This is a genomic window from Alteromonas marina, assembly GCF_000808575.1.
In the GTDB taxonomy this organism is placed as follows: domain Bacteria; phylum Pseudomonadota; class Gammaproteobacteria; order Enterobacterales; family Alteromonadaceae; genus Alteromonas; species Alteromonas marina_A.
Genome location: NZ_JWLW01000007.1, coordinates 1 through 20,537, shown reverse-complemented (window position 1 = coordinate 20,537; position 20,537 = coordinate 1). Strand labels below are relative to the sequence as shown.

General features: G+C 43.2%; 10 protein-coding genes. 7 read left to right on the top strand and 3 right to left on the bottom strand.

The genetic code is table 11. The annotated features are described in order from the left end of the window. Positions 1-33 precede the first annotated feature (33 nt). The gene (gene rapA / locus RJ41_RS04305; RefSeq protein ID WP_039217452.1) at positions 34-2,913 is read right to left on the bottom strand and encodes an RNA polymerase-associated protein RapA; all 2,880 of its coding nucleotides are present in this window, start codon (positions 2,911-2,913) and stop codon (positions 34-36) included. A 108-nt stretch (positions 2,914-3,021) separates the two neighbouring features. Next, positions 3,022-3,261: a hypothetical protein gene (locus RJ41_RS04300; protein ID WP_039217450.1), complete on the bottom strand. Its 240-nt coding sequence runs from the start codon at positions 3,259-3,261 to the stop codon at positions 3,022-3,024. A 365-nt stretch (positions 3,262-3,626) separates the two neighbouring features. Here RJ41_RS04300 and RJ41_RS04295 point away from each other — a divergent pair, with 365 nt between their 5' ends. Beyond that, positions 3,627-5,024, top strand: a complete 1,398-nt coding sequence (locus RJ41_RS04295) for a PhoH family protein (protein ID WP_014978266.1) — start codon at positions 3,627-3,629, stop codon at positions 5,022-5,024. Between the two features lie 205 nt (positions 5,025-5,229). After that, on the top strand, positions 5,230-7,248 hold the full coding sequence (locus tag RJ41_RS04290; protein ID WP_039217444.1) for a multiheme c-type cytochrome: 2,019 nt from the start codon (positions 5,230-5,232) through the stop codon (positions 7,246-7,248). Here RJ41_RS04290 and RJ41_RS04285 read toward each other — a convergent pair. Beyond that, positions 7,226-10,567, bottom strand: a complete 3,342-nt coding sequence (locus RJ41_RS04285; protein ID WP_156964756.1) for a CRTAC1 family protein — start codon at positions 10,565-10,567, stop codon at positions 7,226-7,228. The two genes, RJ41_RS04290 and RJ41_RS04285, sit on opposite strands and share 23 nt — an antisense overlap. Positions 10,568-10,886: 319 nt before the next feature. Here RJ41_RS04285 and RJ41_RS04280 point away from each other — a divergent pair, with 319 nt between their 5' ends. The 5 genes from RJ41_RS04280 to RJ41_RS04260 all read left to right on the top strand — a co-directional run. Beyond that, complete coding sequence (locus tag RJ41_RS04280) at positions 10,887-11,495, top strand: PEP-CTERM sorting domain-containing protein (RefSeq protein ID WP_156964755.1); 609 nt, start codon at positions 10,887-10,889, stop codon at positions 11,493-11,495. An 88-nt stretch (positions 11,496-11,583) separates the two neighbouring features. Then, entirely contained in the window at positions 11,584-15,105 is a 3,522-nt protein-coding gene (locus RJ41_RS04275; protein ID WP_156964754.1) for a carboxypeptidase-like regulatory domain-containing protein, read from the top strand. A gap of 8 nt (positions 15,106-15,113) precedes the next feature. Further along, positions 15,114-16,274, top strand: coding sequence for a hypothetical protein (locus RJ41_RS04270; protein ID WP_039217434.1), 1,161 nt, complete (start codon positions 15,114-15,116; stop codon positions 16,272-16,274). Next, on the top strand, positions 16,271-16,807 hold the full coding sequence (locus tag RJ41_RS04265) for a DUF3592 domain-containing protein (RefSeq protein ID WP_039217432.1): 537 nt from the start codon (positions 16,271-16,273) through the stop codon (positions 16,805-16,807). The genes RJ41_RS04270 and RJ41_RS04265 overlap by 4 nt, the downstream gene beginning before the upstream one ends. 140 nt (positions 16,808-16,947) lie before the next feature. Then, on the top strand, positions 16,948-20,537 hold a 3,590-nt coding region (locus RJ41_RS04260), incomplete at its 3' end, for an Ig-like domain-containing protein (RefSeq protein ID WP_039217429.1).

Genomic DNA, 20,537 nt, shown 5'->3' with positions numbered 1-20,537 from the left:
CACAGTCGCTTTTGAATGTTTAACCTTTCGAGGTTACGGGTTATTTACCACAATACGAATGGCGTCCAGCTGAACATCTGCATCCTGAATAACTTTATCAAGGGCGTTCATTTGCGTTTCAATAAACTCAATTTCGCTGTCACGTACTGCTGGGTTACGCTTTTGAAGATCGCGCAAGCGCTGTATTTCTTCATTAAGCGTGCTGTGCATCCTGTTAAGTGCGTCGTGTTGCTTTTGGTTAGCTTGCTGATGGGCAAGCTTACGCGCCTTTTCAATGGCAAGCTCAAGGGGCTGTTGTAGGGCTTTTAAAAGCTGAGCCGATATTTTACGTCCAATCTTACGCTTAACGTCGAAGCTTAATTCAGACGGATTGCCTTGTGCATCTAAACACACTCTAACCGGTGTTTGAGGTAAGAAGCGGCCTAGTTGAAGTGATTTAGGTGCTTGTGCCTGTAGCACAAATAACGCTTCAATCCAGTACGCGCCTTTTGGCAAAGAAGGCTCGGCAATAAAGCCCATGCTGCTCTTTCCGTGTACGTCGGTGAGTACTACGTCCATGGCGGTATGCACAAGTGGATGATCCCAGCTTAAAAACTGCACGTTTTCTAGCGTGGTGGCAACACGGCGCTTGTAAGTGACTGTCATGCCTTCTGGGTCAAGACCCGGAAGCTGGCTCACCATCGACTCGGTTGGCATAAGAATAAAGCAGTCATTGCCTTTTTCATCCTGCTGAACACCGATAGCATCGAAAACGCGACCCATAAAGCGCGACAAATCTTGTTCGCTATCAAGGGTAATAATGTCTTCAAGCAGTTGTTCTACGCGGCCTTCACCCGAGGCATTAAGCTCAAGAAGACGATCGCGACCGGCTTCAAGCTGCGCCACGAGCTGGCTATTAAGCGTAACACTCATGTTCACTAGCTCATCACGGGCGCTCATATCGTCAGGGTGTAAGCAGGCACCAATAAGCAACGGCTTAACGTCGTCGAATACGCCAGAGCCCGTAGGGCAGGTCTTTTCGAAAGCATTTAGCCCTTCGTGATACCAATCTAGCAATACGTGCTGCGCGGTTTTCGCTAAATACGGCACGTGAATTTGTACGGTTTGAGTTTGGCCAATTCGGTCAAGGCGACCAATACGTTGTTCAAGCAGATCTGGCGTAATAGGCAAATCGAACAGCACCAAATGGTGAGCGAACTGGAAGTTACGGCCTTCGCTGCCAATTTCACTACACAGTAGAATTTGTGCGCCGTCTTCCTCATCAGCAAAATAATGGGCCGCCTTGTCGCGCTCCACAATGCTCATGCCTTCGTGGAATACACTGTGGCGAATACCGGTTTGTGTGCGAATAACCTCACCTAACTCTTGCGCTGTACGGGCGCTTGCGCAAATAAGCAGAATCTTTTCTGGCTTAACGCTTTGCATGAAATCAAGCAGCCATTCAACGCGCGGGTCTTGCTTGGTCCAGCTGTTAACCACGCTTGCCATACGTTCAGGATACAGTGAATAGGTTAAGTCGCCGCCGCTCACGGCATCTGAATAAACCTCAGGCAAAGCTAACTCGTACGCGCTTAATTTACGCTCCGGAAAGCCTTCAATATTGGCGCGGCGGTTTCTAAACAGCATACGACCTGTGCCGTGACAATCGATAAGTTGGTGCAGCAACGCATGGCGATTTTCTGGCGAGCTTAAATCACCCGCATGTTCCATTACGTCAGGCGCGAATTCAGCGAGCTTGCTGCGCTGTTTGTCGTTAGGCTCGGCGTCTGAAAGTAATGGCGCTACCGCATCGGCCAGTTGGCTGTATTTCGATTCTTCATCTAAGAAAGCGTCGTAGCTATGGAAGCGGGCCGGGTCGAGCAAGCGCAAGCGTGCAAAGTGGCTTTCGTGACCAAGTTGATCAGGTGTTGCGGTAAGCAGTAATACGCCAGGTGTTTGGTTTGCCAGCGCTTCCACACACAGGTATTCGGCTGAGGGAGCCTCACTTGACCACGCAAGGTGATGGGCTTCATCGACAACCATTAAATCCCATCCTGCAGCTTGAATTTGCTGCTGGCGTTTTTCGCTTTTGCTTAGGAAGTCGATACTACAAAGTACCAGCTGGTCGTTTTCAAATGGATTCACTGCGCTCGCGTCAGACGTTTCGTCATCTTCTAAGTCTTCACTCTTCTCTATCGCTTCGCTCTTTTCTATGGCTTCGCAGCGACTTTCATCGTAAATGGCAAAAGGAAGGTTAACGCGGCGAAGCATTTCAACTAACCATTGGTGCATGAGCGAGTCTGGAACCAAAATAAGCACGCGCTCTGCGCGGCCTGTTTTAAGCTGCTGGTGAATAATCAACGCGGCTTCAATGGTTTTACCAAGACCTACTTCATCGGCAAGTAATACGCGAGGTGCGTGTCTGCCGCCTACCTCTGACGCAATGTGGAGTTGGTGCGGAATAAGCGATATGCGCGCACCTGCAAGACCAATGGTGTTTGAACGTAAGTAATCATATTGATGATCTAAAGCACGCTCGCGCAAATCGAACCATTTAGGGTTGTCTAATTGCTGACTGAACAGGCGCTTTTCAGGTTGGTTCAAGCGAATGTGGCTGTCTAGCATGGTTTCAGGTAATCGCGCTTGCGCTTTGGTGTCTTCGCGAAGCCCGTGATAGATGAAAAGATCTTGGCTTTCTTCTTTTTCAGTAATGGTCATTTCCCAGCCGTCTTGGCTTTTGACCGTTTCGCCAATTTCAAAAACTAGTCGCGTAAGCGGCGCATCTTGCTTAGTATACTTTCGCGCTTCGCCTGTTGCTGGATACAACACTTCGACTGAACGGAAGTCGCTACCAATAACGACACCTAACCCCAGCTCTATTTCTGTGTTGCTTAACCAACGCTGACCAACTGAAAATCGACTATCTGAACTCATAAATCACCAACCTATTTTTCGGGGGGCGGTATTGTACGCATTGCGTTGTGATAAGTCATTAATACTAGACTACTGGTTGTCATTTTTACTACATAGGCGAAGAGGGGGCTAATGCATCTGATAAAGGGTTTCAATGCTTTGAATGGCTTTTGAAGCATCATCGCTCGTTGCATTGTTGACAGCTTTGATAAGATTAGGTGCATCGTAGGGTTCTAACAAAGTTAAGAATGTCGCTGTGCCAGGCGGCATGCCACTATTCACTGCTTTTTGAAGTCGCTTCCATACGGTGAACAGCGACTCCTCACCTAACGTTTTTTGTTGCACTACGCTATCAATGGCGCGGTGCATTATCATCCCGCATGAATAATAAAGATTGAAGTGCCCGTTTTTATAAGCACGAGCCTTTGGAGCGCTGTGCTATCTCATATTACGTGAAGGGACTGCTCTTCGCTTATCACTTGCTCTAACGAAAAATAAAAAAGAAAAAACAGTGCTAAATCTCAAAAACTGGATTATGGTGGAATTAAGGGTTCGCTAATTTAACAAACGAACCTTTGAGGCAGAAAGAGTAGTACTGCTTCTCAGTCGACGCGAGTAGGGGAAGAAGTCCTGTTTCGAGCGGCATTCTCCTACAACCGTAACTGTAGCTTGTTAGCGCGTGCGTTCATAAATGAACAATACGTCTAACCTGGCTTTATTTACCGGAGTGAAGGATGCCAAGAAAAAATTCTACCGATACTAAGATTTACGTCCTCGATACCAATATTCTGCTGCACGAACCTCACGCTTTTCTCTCATTTAAAGAACACGACGTGGTTATTCCAATGACCGTATTGGAAGAGCTCGACTACATCAAAGACAGCAAGAAAGACGTGGCGCGAGATGCGCGGGTATCCATTCGGGCGATGGAGGATTTGCTCCACGATGCAACACCCGAAGATATGCTTGCCGGTGTTTCAATGGAAGGGTTGGGCGCAGGGCAAACGGCACCTACAGGGAGTTTATCTATTTTTGCCGACCTCAACATGGTTGAGGCTCAGCAAGTGTTCACCAGCAATGAAAACGACAACCGTATTATTAACGTAGCACTACATTTGCAGAAGACTTTCGCGCCGCAGAAGGTCGTGTTGGTTACTAAAGATTTAAACATGCGCCTTAAAGCGAAAGGAGCGGGCCTTGCGCATGTTGAAGACTACCGCACCGACCAGCTAATTACTGACATCAAATATCTATCTCGCGGGTTTCATACCTTTGAAGGTAATTTTTGGGACAGCGTAAAAAGCGTGGATAGCCGCAGCGAAGGGCGGGACACCATTCACACTATCCCCAAGTCTATGTTGCCAGAAGCGTATGTAAACGAGTTTTTGCTCGACGAAACTAAACAGTTTGCAGGTTTAGTAGAAGAGATCACCGACGATCATTTAGAGGTGTTGGATTTAGGCTATGAACGCTTGATGGGTCGTCATGCCTGGGGCATCACACCCAAAAATATAGGGCAGGCCATGGCGCTCCATGCGTTGCTAGATCCACACATTGATATGGTTATTCTCACAGGCCCTGCCGGTAGTGGTAAAACGCTCCTTGCGTTAGCGGCAGCCCTTGAAATGGTGGTAGAGCGTAACATGTATGACAAAATCATTGTCACGCGAAGTACGCCGGAAATTGCTGAGTCCATTGGCTTCTTGCCGGGAACGGAAGAAGAAAAAATGTTGCCTTGGTTGGCAGCAATTACCGATTCTTTGGAAGTACTCCACAAGCACGACGAAAATACCAAAGGTTCTATGAATTACATCATGGAAAAAGCCAACATTCAGTACAAGTCGGTAAACTTTATGCGAGGCCGAAGTATTCAAAATGCGATTGTGATTTTGGATGAGTCGCAGAACTTAACCGCGTCACAGCTTAAAACCATCATCACACGCTGTGGTGAAGGAACAAAGCTGATAGTGGGCGGTAACCTCGCGCAGATTGACAGTAACTATCTGAGCGCAGTGACCTCGGGCCTAACGTACTTGGTTGAGAAGTTTAAAGACTTTTCGGGCAGTGCCACCATTAACCTAGACGGCGTGGTAAGAAGTCGTCTTGCGAGTTTTGCTGAAGAAAATCTCTAGCAAGCAGCCTTTTCTAAGTATTTTAATTAAAGCGCCTTATTGTAAAGGCGCTGTAATTGATGATTAGAAATCAGTGTCGTTGTTGCATAACTAAAGACTGTAAGTTGTCATACCGATAAAAATAATAAAAGCTGGCTGTTCCAATCTTCACTTGATATATTTCCGAAGTAATTATGAGGGCAATAAGTAACATGGACGTGCCGTAATGGGGATACAAGCTAAACACAAACAGGAAATTTCTCTATTACACGGCTTTATCGCTCTTTTCTTAATCCTCGTTGTTAGTGGCTTTTCTTCTTATGCGCTGAACCTGATTTGGGGATCGCTTCGTCAGACATTAGCCCTTGTACATCTGTTTGTGGGTTATGCAATAACTGCCATATTCTTTTTTTATTCCTATAAACATTTTAAACGAACGGTGGGTTTCCGACGGACTGGCTCGATCATTCTCGGCGTGATTTTATTTTTAGCAACTTGCTATCTCGCGTTAACCGGCGTACTGATTAGTTTTACCGGAGTATTGAAAAAACAAGCCTGGTTGCTCGATAGTCACATAGTGTGTGCAATACTAACGCTTTTCCTATTAGCCATTCATTTAATATGGCATTACGTGACGTTCCCTAAGAACCGACGTTCAAGCGTTCCGTCTCGGTTTGTCACGCTTTCTAATAAAATAATCAGACCTATTTTAGTTGGAGTAGGGATATTATGTATTACCACTATTACCTTATTGACCGGAAACTACCTAATTCAAAATAGCTACTCTACTAGTACGGTGGAAGATTACCTTTATGCTTATGGCGACGGGCCCTTCTTGCCCAGTCTAACTATGACTGCAAGTGGTACTTTTGTTCAACGAAAGCATATTGCTGAATCTGCGCAATGCATTGAGTGTCATAAAGGGATAGGTGAGCAATGGATGTCTTCTACTCATAGGCATGCGGCTGATGATCCCACATATGTGCGAAACGTGAATTTGTTGACGGAATCTAAAGGTATTGCAGCGACCCGATATTGTGAGGGGTGTCACGCCCCAGTGGCTTTGTTAACCGGCCAGTTAACTCCTGGTGGCAGCCATGGAGGTAAACCCGATACTGTTGCAAATAAAGAAGGTATCAGCTGTATGTCATGTCACGGTGTGAATCACTTAACTAGCTCAGAAGGTGTGGCAAGTTATCGCTTCTCCCCTAGAGATTCGTATCTTTTTGCAAATGTGGATTTATGGCCTCTAAAGTTTTTACATCAGCAGACACTAAAATTAGTTCCACAACGTCATACGAAAGATCTTCTATCTCCGTTGCTTAAAGAGTCGCAATTTTGTAGTTCGTGCCACACTCAGTTCATGGATAAGTCCATGAATAATTGGGGATGGGTGAAAATGCAGGACGAGTTTCTAGCTTGGTCTAACAGTAAGTTTAATTCTCCTAAGGAGCCGAGGTTTTCCCACCCACAAAACAAACAATGCCAGGACTGCCACATGCCGATGATAAAGGCTGACGACATCGCTGCCGATGGTGCAGGAAAAGTTCGTTCTCACTACTTTGTCGGTGCAAACGTGATGTTGGCGAAACATTTCGACAATGAAACATTATTTGAAATGACCAAAGAGTTTTTGCAACAAGACAAAATTCAACTGTCGATTGAGCCTCCCGAAGATGAGCAGGCCAAACAGAGCGCACTGTATCTTAAAGCTGAGCTCAGAAACCAGCATAAATATCCGGTTGCGATGTACCGGGGAGAGCACAAAAAAATAAAAGTGTTATTGACGAATCAGGGCGTTGGGCATAGTTTTCCCGGTGGCACCATTGATTTAAATGAAGCTTGGATTGACTTTAAGGTATATGACGGTCAGCAACGTCTTGTTACCTCCAGTGGCCAGCTTCAAACAGACGGGGCGCTTGGTGCAGACACGGTTGTTTACAAAGAGATCGCAATCGATAGATATGGTAAAGAAGTATGGCGTCACGACTTGTTCAACATGGTTGGGCGTAGTTATGTAAATGTGATCCCAGCGGGTTCTACTGACGTTGTAGAATTTGATCTAACAGTGCCAGATTGGGCTATCTCACCGCTTACTATTTCAGCCACTCTCAAGTTTCGTAAACTAAATCAGAAGTATTTAGATTGGGTTAATCTAGAGCAATCAGTCGATACTAACCCAATAATAGATATTGCGCGAGATAGTGTGAGCGTAAAAGTACTCAAAGCGCCAGCGAGTCAGTAGCCTGTTCTGAGCGAAGTACATAATTCTGGCGCCACTGCGAATCCAGTATATAACCTTTGTCTTGCGCGAAACGGATAAAGCTATCAGCCCAAACATTATTTATCTGATTATCAAAGACATCGGTATAGCCGTGCTGAAGATACAAAAACTCAAAAATTCTGGTCAACTGGGGGCTTTCTTCTGTTGAACCTTTTTTATATGTATTGCGTGCAGCGCGAGCTAATTGATTTATCACTACCCGTTTTTTCACTTTTGTATCAGATTGCATCACGTAGCTAAGTGCCATAGGGTTACCTTCCAAGATAGAGCTAAATTCACTTCTGAGTTGCTTCATGTCTGGGTCAAAGCGTTGTTCACAATATTCTGTTAAAGAAGCGCGAATGTGACACTCCTTTGATATAGCTGACTGAAATGCTATGGAATACTGGTTTAAATCTTGGCCTTCGATAAAGTACTTCAAGCTTTGTAAAGTTAAATAAGGAACGAACCAAAGTTGCTCAGGGTAATGCTCCAGTAGCAACTCTGAATAATCTTCAGACAAGGGAAGACCGAGTTGGTACATTTTTGAAAGAATGCGCTCAATATCCGTGTCTGAGCGTAACAGATTAAGTTGATTTATCGCTCTTAATTTATCTTTCTCTGTTGTTGCTGAGACAATATCGATAATATGCGCTATGGAAAAATGGCTAAAAAGGGTCGAATTCACATAGGTGTTGACCCAAGAGGTTTTAGTTGGGGGTAATTCCGTCCTCATTGGGAGGCCAAAAATGTTTTGTAAAACAAGCCTATCAGGGTGAAGCCTGAATACCATTTCATCATCTGCAGTTCGCTCAACAATAGTTTTGATCCTATCGTGTTCTACTTCAAGTTTGGTTAAGGTCACTGCGCATTCGGCTTTAAGTACAGGTTCGTAAACACTGGAACAGATCTCAGTTAATGGTACTAGTGCTTTTCGGTACTTCAAAAAGCCAATCGTTCTAATGATTGATGCAATTAGAGCGTTCGATGCGTGTTTATTCTGTTGTTTTTGGTGAAGAAATGAAATGAGCGACGCACCTATCGTTGGGTCTTCGCTCGCGCTCAAAGCGTGAAGTGCACAAATTGTCTCAGATTCAGGGGACTGCCTCAGGGCGCGATGTAACAATTGAGACTTCAGTACTGGCTTATTTAAAGGGACCACCTCTTCTTCCCAGAACCAGTAGTTAAGGTGATCTGTTAATTGGCAAAATTGAGGAGCAGGCAGTGAGCGAATCAAGTAATCCAAGTGTTCGACAAAAAGGTCGCTTTCGGTTTTGCTGATTAACTCAATAAGCATGGCATAAAGTTCAACACGTTGCTGTGATGGCGGAAATCGCTGCATTTGATTGAACAACCAACTGATTAATGTGATGACTTCCTGGCTTCGCGCCTGCGAAGTTTTCACGGTTACAAACTTATCATGGTTTAATTGTCTGGCAAATGTCAGCAATGAGCTAAGCGATGGCTCAATTGTTCGGGATAAAGCCGGAATAAGTTCTTTCATTGGTAAATCTATATACGCAAATAAATTGTAGTATCCGGACTCAATGGAGTTAGCATTCCCCTTTGTTTTTTTCGAGATATTGTCGATCTCGCCTTGTACCAAATTTAACTGATAAACATGGTTTAGTGCTAATTTTTCAAAGATATATTTGTTATCGGGTCCTGTCACTTTGAGTGATACGTCAGAATCAAATTGTCCTAGGCCGAAATGAACCCTGCGTTGGTTTGAAGACAGAAAGGGCTGAGGCTTCACTAAAGTCTTGGTCGCTAATTGCTTATTTGACTCAGTATTTAAAGTAAATTCTACTAGATTACAGAGGTTTATTGGCTGGCAGTTGAACGATATCCAATTATTATTGGTGTCAGTGTGATTCATATACAACGACAACACGCCATTGTTGTTGTTTACGACATAATCAAGTTTACCATCGTTGTCAAAATCAGCAGATGCGATTCCTCTTGAGGAACGTTTTAGTGTGGGAAACTGGGAAAACAAAGTTGGCTCAAATCGCCCATTGGCTATTTGGAGTGCTCCGAAGTTTACATTTCCTACAGGCAAATAAGGGGTGTCAATATGGGCAGCGGCATTACCCTTTGCTGTTATAAAGTCATCATTGCCATCATTGTTCAAATCTCCAACAATTGTCCCCCAGGATTGCACTGAAGCGTCCTTGTCGGTTGTCGCGAATAATTGCCAAGCTCTGTCCTTATTTACTTGTTCACCTATCATATGCAACTGAGTGCTTCCTCCACCAAAGGGGGTGAACATCAATGCAGATTTGTCTGCAACCTTTATGGAACTAAGTTGAACGTTGGGGGATTTTTTAAAACTTAACAGTTCGGTAAAGCGGTCATTTGACTGCTGTTCGTCAAAATCAATAAAATCAGAGTTTGAACCTGAGCCGTTTGCAATGTAATAACTTCCGGAAGCGTGCTTATTTTCTGCAACCATTTGTTTGGGTGTGATACTTAAAGTTCGATCATAATTTGATAGCAGCAGAGTTTCGAATAGAGGGAGAAGTGTATTTAATTGGGGACCGCTATTTAGCAAAATTGCATTTCTTAACCCATTGTAATTTTCTGCATAAAACTGGGAGTCGGTTTCATAGCCGTATTCTTGGTTACCTATTTTTATATCGTTTTCATAATCTAGAAAGTTGGCAACAAGAATGTCCTGTTTGCCATCTTGGTTGTGATCCCAAATGGTGATAGATAGCGGCCAAAAAGGTTGGGGAAGGTCACCTATAGATGACCGATTAAAAGATTTGCCATTTTTATTTGTGAGCAAGATTACTTCATTTGTTTTACCATAAACTAATTCTGGAAACCCGTCGTCATTTAAATCGCCAACAGCACAGCCATACCCACCAGCTAACTGCGTTTCTCCAGCTAAAACGGTAACATCTTCAAAATACTGTCCAGCGATATTCTGATAAAGCTTGGAACCTGTCGGGTTGTTCCACCAATGTTTTTTGCCATACCGACGAGTAACGCCTTCGCCACCTACAATAAATAAATCCTCATATCCATCTTGATTAAAATCTATGACACATACGCCTGAACCCATTGCATCTTTGATACCTGATAGCTTTTCAGTGCGCTGAATATGTTTGAATACGATACCTTTTACAAAAGCTGATTCTAAAAATTTCACAGGAGTGTGGTCAGCTTTGAAGCTGATGGGGTTTACCGACTCGTAGTCGGTTGAAAAAGCAAAAACAAGCCATAGTGACAAACAGATAGCACTTGTTAGTCCAATGAGAGTTAATACTTTATTATTTGGCAGCCTTGTTCTCACAACAATCCTTGTTTTTGGATAAACGTCAATACTTTACCGCGAAGATGCCTCTAACGAAAGTTTATTCTTCTCGCCTCATAGCAATAAATATAAAATAATCTTTACTTAAAAAAGTTAAAGCTGTAGCATTATGTAAAGTATAAAAAATAAACACAATTATTACTGAGTTCACAATTCGGTATTTATTGTAAGGTCGATACCTTTTGACCCCATGTGTGCGGGTTGAGCTTAGTTCGTATGGAAAAAATAATAACAGTAAGGATGCAGTTATATGAAAAGCAATAAAATAACGAAAGCTTGTATAGTGCTTTTATGCCTTGTGCAATCTTTATGGTTTAGCACTGCTGCACATGCGACCATAATCAGTAATGGTGATTTCTCATCAGGACTGGATGAATGGAATGATCTGAGCTCCACTGGTTCAGTGACAGAAAGTGGCGGTCAAGTCATCTTATCATCGGGTGATAGTTTTGACCCGTTTGCAGCCGTCTTAGTACAAGGCGATGATGGAAGCTTCCTTTTTAATTCCCCAATCATGGTTGGCCTTAACGTATCAATGTTGAGCGTCGATGTGTCGGTTGTAAGTACGCTTATTGACCCGACTGAACAAGGTCTCTCCACTTTCACAGATACACTTTTTTTAGCAATTTATGATGCGGCCGATGTGAATTTTGACGCCGCGTTTGAAATTCCTGTACTGGGAAATGTAGCTGAGACATTCTTATTTGATATGAGTGATTGGTTAGGCAGAGAAATTGCCATCTCATTTGAACTTGCTGATGAAGATGACGGGTTTAACAACTCCTTTTCAGTCGACAATGTCTTTTTTACTTACAATAACACTTCGGTGCCAGTGCCTGAACCTAAGTCCTTCATTATGTTACTCTTTGGCCTTGCTCTGTTAACTCGTTGCCGCAAATTTGCGTAGGTAAAAAAATTTATTATAGGGGCTAAAATGCCCTTTCAAGGAAGACGCTCGTTCTTTTAAAAGATTGAGTTATCAGGGAGATAAAGGTTTGAATACGGTTAAGTTACTACTTCTCATATTCGTTTGTTCGGTTTCTGCTTTGCTTGTGAACGTAGGAAAGGTGTCTGCGCAAACGACTTCAGATGGTTGGGTAAAAGATACAGAAATAGAAGTAAATTGGAATAGCCCAATACGTAGTAGGCGTTCTCCTGATGCCACCGTTTCTGCTCAAATCACAAACAGCGGCGATGAACCAACAAATGGTCCTATTCGCTTTGTGATCGAAACCCTTGCTCCAGCTACTGTATCGGTAGGCAATGCTGACGGTAAGCTCGGCGAATTGGACTATGTTGTAGCACTTCCGGAAAATCAAGTTTTGGAGCCGGGTCAGAGCTTAACGGTTGGCCCCATCACTATTGTTGGTGGACGCACTAGTTTCAATATCAGTGGCTCTGCCTATGTTCAGGTACCACTGGAACCTGTTGCACTGGAAGTGGATATTCTCACACCTACTACGTTATCCACTTTTGGAAGCTCGCCAGTAACTGTTACGGGTACTATTAATCAGGAAAATGCGGAATTAACATTAAATGGTGTCGTAATTGCTCATGATGGTAAACAATTTAGTGCCGATGTTGAACTAAGCGAAGGATTTAATACCGTCGTAGCACGAGCCACCAATTCAAGTGGTGAGCAAATAACCGATTCTATTTCAGTATCACTGGACTTAACCCCTCCTTATCTAACAATCGAATCTCATACGGAAGCACAAGAAGTTTATAGTGACAAAATTACCGTTACTGGCCTAGTTAATGATATTGTTCGCGGCACCGTTTCCGAAGAGCAGGCATCGGTTGAAGTTAATGGTATTAAAGCGACCGTGTCTAACCGTAGCTATGCCGCAACTGATGTGCCGTTAAACGAGGGCGAAAATGTTATTACGGTTACCGCTATTGATGAATCCGGCAACAGCGCATCTATATCCCAAAATGTTGTCTATAAAATCGTAACAGAAAAACGCTTGGTATTGGTAAGTGGCCAAAACCAGACTGCACAAATCGGCAATAAACTACCTGAACAACTAATTGTAAAATTGGTTGATGGCTCTGATGCGCCAATCGCAGGTGAAACTGTTGTTTTCAGGGTAACGCAAGGTGCGGGAATTGTTGGCAGCACGCCAGAAACATCCGGTCGAGCTATCATTGCGACGACTGACGCTGAAGGTATTGCGCGCACTGAATTTCAGGTTGGCTACCGCACAGGTGTCGCTAACCATAAGGTTCGCGCTAAAGTCGTTGGCGTTGAAAACGAAGTTATTTTCCCTGCGTCAGCAACCAGCGTTACAGGCGACAAAATCAGCGTAAACTCAGGTAATAATCAGCGTGGTGTTGTAGGACAAACCTTACCAGCTCCGTTTGTTGTTGCAGTAACAGACAGTGGTGCCAATGTAGTGCAAGGAGCACGTGTACGATTTGATGTGATTAAAGGCGACGGTGTTTTCCAAAATGAAGAAAGCAGCTATGAAACCTTGACCGACAGCGATGGTCGTGCGTCGGCGCAACTTACTTTAGGCCCACTCACGGGTATAGATGCCCAACGTGTTGAAGCTGTATTAATTGATTCCCCTGAGAGTATGGATTTACTTGCGGGTTTCTCTGCGACAGCATTTGTACCAGCAGACGCTGGAATCACTAGTGTGAGTGGTGTTGTGCTGGACAATCAGGACACACCTTTGCCGGGGGTAACGGTTCGTATAGAAGGTACAGACAGAACCGCATTTACTGATCAACAAGGCCAGTTCACGATCACTCAAGCGCCAGTTGGACCGGTTCATTTAATCGTTGATGGCTCGACCACGACTGCTTTTGGTGAGTACCCGACATTGAGCTATCATATTGTAACCGTGTCAGGTGTGGACAACCCTCTTTCTGGCCCTGTCTACATGGTCAAACTAGACACAGATAACGGTGTGTATGCGGGTAAAGAAGACGTAGTACTTACCCTTGATAACTTCCCAGGATTTAAACTGGAAATCGCAAAAGATTCGGTGACATTCCCAGACGGTTCGCGCGAAGGGATTGTTTCAGTTACATCTGTAAATGCCTCAAAAGTACCAATGGCGCCGCCCAATGGTATGCAACCTCAATTTATCGTAACAATCCAGCCAGTTGGTGCGACATTCTCTCCTGCTGCGAAATTAACGCTACCTAATGTAGATGGGCATGCACCAGGAGCACAGGTTGAAATGTATTCTTTTGATCACGACTTGGAAGAATTCGTAGCGATTGGCTTGGGTACAGTTTCGGAAGATGGTTCAGTTGTTTCATCTAACCCTGGTGTGGGAGTTGTGAAAGCAGGCTGGCACTGTGGATCACAACCAGGCGGTTCAGGTACAGCGCATAATTGTCCAGAGTGTCAGAAGTGTCAAGGAAGTTCATGTGTTAGAGACCCAGCACAGGATAACAAACCTCTTTCCAATCAAACGCCAGAAGATTGTAAAACACAGTTGTGTAAAGGCTTCAAGCCAGATCCGAGCGATGTTCCTGTTAATGCAGATGTGAAATACGATTGTAAAAAGCCAGGATGCGATGGGGAAAATCCAATTTTTGATGTTCCAGATGATGGAGATATCAAAGAAGAAGATAAAAAATGTGCTATGTGTTCTGATGGTGAGAAAGTACCTGATGAAAGCAAAGAAGATAAAGCGTGTGGGACACCGGGTACGAGTACAGCCTGTTATACATGTAAAGATGGTTCTTGTGGCAATCACTGTGAAGCGAGCAAAGATAAAGAAGTTATCAAGGTTGGAATTCCAGGCGAAATAACAAATTTCTTAACGGTACTAAATCGTGGCTCAGAAAAGCTTCGAAAAGTGTCTCCATTCACATTATCACTTGACGTGACTGGCGGAGGTTCAATGGAGCAAGGTGAAGCCTGTTGTACCGCGTGCGTCACGACTGAGCCTGTCATACAAAACAAATATTCAGTTGACGTAGAAATAAAAGCCACTGCGTCTGCTGCAACGCCTAGACTTCCTTTTCCGTCATACGAACATTATTTCAATAGAGATGAGCGTTTTATTGTGGGTGCTAATGCAGAGTTGAGAGGGACTGTAACGGGAGCCACTTCACCTAAGTATGAGTATACAGAAAAACTGGGATGTCCAGATGATGAAAACTGTCACGAATTTGCTGCTCAAGTTGCTGTAGGTGGAGAAATCGCTGCGAATGGTTTATTACAAGCTGCAATGCAAAAGTGGGATTTTGATCACGAGTTATATCATTGTAGTTTCTATAGTCGAGAAGCGAGGAAAAAGCCTAGCAATAATCACTGCTGGTCTACTGAAGAAGGGGTTTCAGGAACTATAAAGGGTGGAGCTAAAGTAGAGGCTAATGTGAGCTCATCTTCGAACAGTTGCACCGGGCCAAAGTCATGTGCGTGGCAAATAAAACCGGTTGAGCTGTTTGCTGAGGGAAGCGCAAAAGTGAAGTTCCTGTTTTTCGATTTCGAGTACAATTATAAACCAGAACCAATTAAAGTGTCTGATGGAAACGGCGGAAGTTGCTTGTAGGAATAAAAATGAAGATAAAGCAGATAGTACTTTTTTTAATTTTTGGTTTTACGTTTGGACAGCAAACTATTGCCGTAGAACGAAAAGAATGGAGCATTATCTCACACAAAGGTGAGTCGATGTTTGCAGCCTCACAACACATTGAAGCCACGCGAAAGGGCTTTGAACTGGAGCTGTCAAGTAAAGCAAGATTTGATAGCGCTCAGAATCTACTATCTCACTATTATTGGCTGTTGAAAGAACAGAAAATAAAGCAAGTAGCGAGACTTTATACAAATAAAGATGGCAGCAGAGCTAAGTTTGAAAATGCGATTACCACAAATAAGTTGAACCTCACAAAATATTCCACACTAAACAGAGTGCAAATTACTTCCATACAGCAGTGGGACAGTTTTACTGTATACGGTGTAAAACTCTTCAACGCAAAAAACAAGTCAATGAGCTGGCAGGAGCGAGTTGTTTGTGAGATCAGGTGTTACATGGTTTTTGCTATCGCTGACAACTCTCAGGCTTCGGACTTACTGAACTTAAGTAAGATGACGTACTTAGAATCCAAACGTCTAAATGGTGATCTGACTGACAAGTTGAAATTCAAGAGTAAGCCTATTGAATTCTCTGTTTCACATCCAGAGGGCGGACTATACCAAGGTAAGAAGAAGGAATTTAACTTTAAGTTTGCAATGCAACGATTCAAAGGAACTCAGACGGTTTCCAGGAAAAAAGATTGCTCAATTTACGAATCTTTAGAGACGATTGCTTTTTGTCAATTCTTAAACGAGTCCAATCAAGTAGACTCTGAAAATAGGGCTGCGATTGAAGAGTTTGTCAAGTCAATCACTGCTAAGCCACAAGGAAATGGCGTTATGATGAATGAGAATCGCGGTGGTATGGTGCAAAGCATAATCTTTTCTTCAAATGCATTTTTAGCGCGAGTGAATAAGTGGCAATCAGTAAAATTACTAGGTTATGTAGATAGTGATTCAACCAGATTCGTAATTTTTCGCCCTTTTATCAGTGATAACAGTGTTCAGCCAATTCAAGCTGTTTCTTTTGCTATTGGTGAAACAAAAAAATCCAATAGGTTGATTTACGGTTCGAATTGGGAAGACGGATATCTGTTCTTCTATAACAATATTGTAGCAAATAAATTAAATAGTGCGCTTCTATGACTATAGAAGTTAGCCGTATACAGCTCAGAAAAGCCAGATTGGGTGTCTTTTTTGTCGCTTTAATAGCTCTAATATTTGTAATCGTATTCTCAATAAAAGTATTTCAAGGAGTAGCTGGCCCAATTTCTTCCATAAATTGGCTACCCAATGAAGCGATGCTAACAAATGTATATATTGATGAAATGATTACAACAACTACGAGAGATAATCGAAGTCAATATACGCTATATAGGCCTCGCATTCAGTACAAGTATACATTCAGAGATAAAGAATATATCGGAAGCAAAGTAACTTGGTCTGAAACATACGATGACGGCTTTATGCTTGAATTAGGGCATGAGCTAAAGAGAAAGTTTGTAAGTTCTGAACCAATAGAAATATACATAAACCCGAATAACACGTCAGAATCTATTTTTATCAAAAGTATTATTTGGGAACATATGTCGATGTTGCTTGTTGGCTTCCTTATTTCTTGGGTAGTTTTTCTTTATCTAGTTCATGTTTTAGTTTTCAAGATGAAATATGACAAATAATTGTTTTGAGTATAAGTGAGCAGTTTTGTGTGTTTTTAAATTAGGGCTTTCCACAAGTTGCTCTAAAAGTTGCGGTTAAAAGATTTTTGTTCTCCAGCACTAAAGGAGCAGTCAGTGCTAGGGTTAAATAGGGAAATAAAATGAAAATTAGGTCTTATCGTCTACTAAGTACAATCTTTTTTCTGCCTTTGGCAGTAACTGGAGCTCAAGCCGTCACGCTAGACGACAAGTGCGTAATTAATATACTCAACCGAACAATCCAAGTTAGTGAAGATGGTGGGTGGGCGTTACCTAATGTGCCTTCCAATATGGGACAGATTCGTGCGAGAGCGACCTGTACATTGGAAGATGGTCGCACCGTCTCTGGACAAAGTGATTACTTTAATGTGTTACGTAACGGTATTACAAAAGTTGGTGATATCAAATTTGAAACATTGGACCCTATCCCCGTATCATTGAGTTTCTCGACAACGGATACGCTCCTTCTAAACAATCCAGAACAAACCTTTCCTTTAACTGTCACGGGCTTTTTTGCCGATAGTAGTGTAGATGATTTAACCGCAGGGGATAAAGGTACAAACTATTCTAGTACAAATGAGAATATTGCGACTGTTAGCCCAGATGGTTTGGTTACAGCTAAAGCCAACGGTGTTGCACTAATCAGTGCTCGGAAAGACGGCGTACTAGCCAGCCGTCGAGTAGAGGTCAAAATCGGCGGTGATCTCGATGGTGACGGGATTCCGGATGATGCAGAACGTGCGCTTGGACTTAATCCAAATGACCCTATTGATGCGCTAGAAGATCATGATAACGATGGGTTATCGGCGCTTGAAGAATATCAGGCGGGTACCAATATTTTTGAAGCCGACACAGATGGTGATGGCCTTACTGATTTGGAAGAACTTACTGGCGGAGCAAATGGTTTTATTACCAATCCGCTATTAGCTGATTCCGATGGTGATGGTATTTCTGATGGGCTGGAAATAGCCGGTGGTTCAGATCCTAATGATTCATCAAGCGGTGATTTAGCAGATTACCTTGATTTCATAACGGTATCCCCAGAGAACTTATTCCTAACTTATAATGCCATTGATGGTGAAGCCAGTGGCAAGCTTTCCGTTACGGGCTACATGCTTGACGGCACCTCTGTAGATTTAACACAGCAATCTAGCGGCACACGCTATATTACAGATGATATTACTATTGCCAATTTTGGCTCGTCTGATGGTGAAATTTTCGCAGGGCAATCGGGTGAAACTAGAATAACGGTGACCAACCGTGATCAGAGTTTCGTTGTCAATGTGACCGTGACCCAGTTTGACCCGGTTGCTCAGTCTACAGTAACTATTCCTGGCTACGCCAATAACGTCGATCTTAAAGAAAGCTTTGCATTTGTTGCTGCTGGGGCCGCTGGACTGCAAATTGTGGATGCAGCAGATACTTTTAACCCTGAGATAATCGGGGCATTGGACACCGAAGGTACCTCTATAGATGTTAAGGTTGCAGGCGACTTAGCATTTGTTGCTGATGGTGGAGCTGGGCTACTTGTTGTTGATGTGAGTGATGTAACCGAACCTAAGTTGCTTGCCACAGTAGATACTGCAGGTATCGCACAAGACCTATCAGTAAAAGGAGACTTCGTTTTTGTTGCTGATGGCTCTGCAGGAATCGAAATATTTAATATCGCGAATCCTAATAAACCTTTTGCAGTTGGTTCTACTGAATACCTTACTGATGTAAAGGGGATTGCTGTAGAAAACAACTTTATGGTCGCAGTGGGCGGTACAACCTTATCTTTGTTTGATATTGAAGACCCTTCAGCGCCATTACACCTTTCTTCTGTCAATATCGGCACAGTTAAAGACGTCGAAATCAGTAATGAATATGTTTATGTTGCAGCATACAGCACTGGCTATCGTATTTATAAGATTACGGATGCTGGAATGTTGGAACTCAAGGGCGGAGACAGGACCTTTGTTCCACGCGATGTTGCAGTGACAAATGGCTTTACCTTCTTTGCTGAGCAACTATTCCCAAATGTTGTTGCCTATGTGAACACTAAAAACCCTGACGAACCTTTCTTCCAGGATACGATTAACCTTTCTCCTTTAGGTGATTACGCAGGTACTGGTATTGCGCTTAACGCAACCCATGCTTTTATTACAGAAGAAAGATTTGTTGTGGGCTCAGACTACAAAGCGACGGGTGATACAAAACTGTTTATCGCACAATATAGAGAGCTAAATGATGCGAATGGAATATCTCCAACAGTCTCGCTTGTTGAGCCTGCATCAGACGGCGTTACAGTCGAAGGTGCAAGGTTAACGTTAACTGCAGATGCAAAAGATGACATTGCCGTTGGCAAAGTCGATTTTTATGTCAATAATCTGCTCGTCGCACAAGACACAACCTATCCATACTCCGTTCCATTCACCGTACCTCAGGATGTTGGAAATATTGCGGTTAAAGCAGTGGCTACAGATCTGGGCTCTAATAGTGCAACAACAGTTACCGTTACGCTTGAAGTGCAAAATGATGAAGACGGTGACGGTCTCGGTGATGAAGAAGAAGCTACTACGTGGATGACGGATGCCAATAACCCTGATACCGATGGGGATAACCTGACAGACGGGGAAGAAGTCGCGCGTGGGATTAACCCTAATAATCAGGATTCCGATGGCGATGGCAGAAAAGACGGTGATGAGGTTGCAGCAGGCACTGACCCGGCAAACCCCGATATTGTTGCGCCTACCATAATTGCAACTGAGCCGACCGCTGATCAAACTGAGGTCGCAGAAAATAGTGCTATCATCGTAACTTTTTCAGAGGCTCTATCGCGTAAATCTATCGACGCTAATTCTATTCGTGTATACGGAGATGGTGGAGTACCAGTTCAGGGTAACGTTAAGTTAATTGGCGGTGATACGCAGGTATTGTTTACGCCAGATGCACTAATGGCAGACTACACATTGCATGAGGTTGTTGTCGGTATTGTAAAAGACACTGCGGGCAACCCATTGGCAGAAGAACAGAAGTTTAATTTCGAAACCGGAAATACAGTTGATACAGTTAGACCGACTGTTAGCAATATTAACCCAATTCAAAACGCAAAAGATGTTCCTGTTAATATTGCATTAACTGTAGTGATGAGTGAACGGATCGATCCGGAAAGTGTAACCAATGATAGCTTCTATATCGAAGATAACTCGACAAGAGAACGAATCGAAGGGTTAATAGATGTTAAGGACGATAGCACAACTATCACTTTTACCCCTAATGCGGCGTTCCTTGTAGGAAGGCAACACAGAATATATTTAAGAAGTGGAATTAAAGACCTCTTTGGTAATTCCATGTCTAACCGTAATTACTATTTTACTACAGCATTTGATGCTGATGGTGTTGCTCCACTGATCAATAGTATCAGTATTAATGAAGGAGAAACATCTGTACCTGTTAATGCCAGGTTCAATATAAGGTTTGATGAAGCGGTAAACAGCTATTCAACTAAGAACATACAACTCTTTAAGGGTGATGAAGTTGTTGCAGTAGACCTTACCAATAGCAGTGATCTGCGCACAGCAACCTTAAAGCCTAAGTTAAACTTGGAGCCTGAGACAGTCTATACCCTAGTTGTAGATGGTATTTCTGATCTTAGTGGTAATCTGCTTGAATCTGCACAATCAACTTCTTTCTCCACAGGTACTCAAACTGACACACAAACCGGTTCATT

Bases quoted from the DNA above. Each gene is read 5' to 3' on its own strand.
- rapA (WP_039217452.1), bottom strand. From the start codon at position 2,913: ATGAGTTCAGATAGTCGATTTTCAGTTGGTCAGCGTTGGTTAAGCAAC.
- RJ41_RS04300 (WP_039217450.1), bottom strand. From the start codon at position 3,261: ATGCACCGCGCCATTGATAGCGTAGTGCAACAAAAAACGTTAGGTGAG.
- RJ41_RS04295 (WP_014978266.1), top strand. From the start codon at position 3,627: ATGCCAAGAAAAAATTCTACCGATACTAAGATTTACGTCCTCGATACC.
- RJ41_RS04290 (WP_039217444.1), top strand. From the start codon at position 5,230: ATGGGGATACAAGCTAAACACAAACAGGAAATTTCTCTATTACACGGC.
- RJ41_RS04270 (WP_039217434.1), top strand. From the start codon at position 15,114: ATGAAGATAAAGCAGATAGTACTTTTTTTAATTTTTGGTTTTACGTTT.
- RJ41_RS04265 (WP_039217432.1), top strand. From the start codon at position 16,271: ATGACTATAGAAGTTAGCCGTATACAGCTCAGAAAAGCCAGATTGGGT.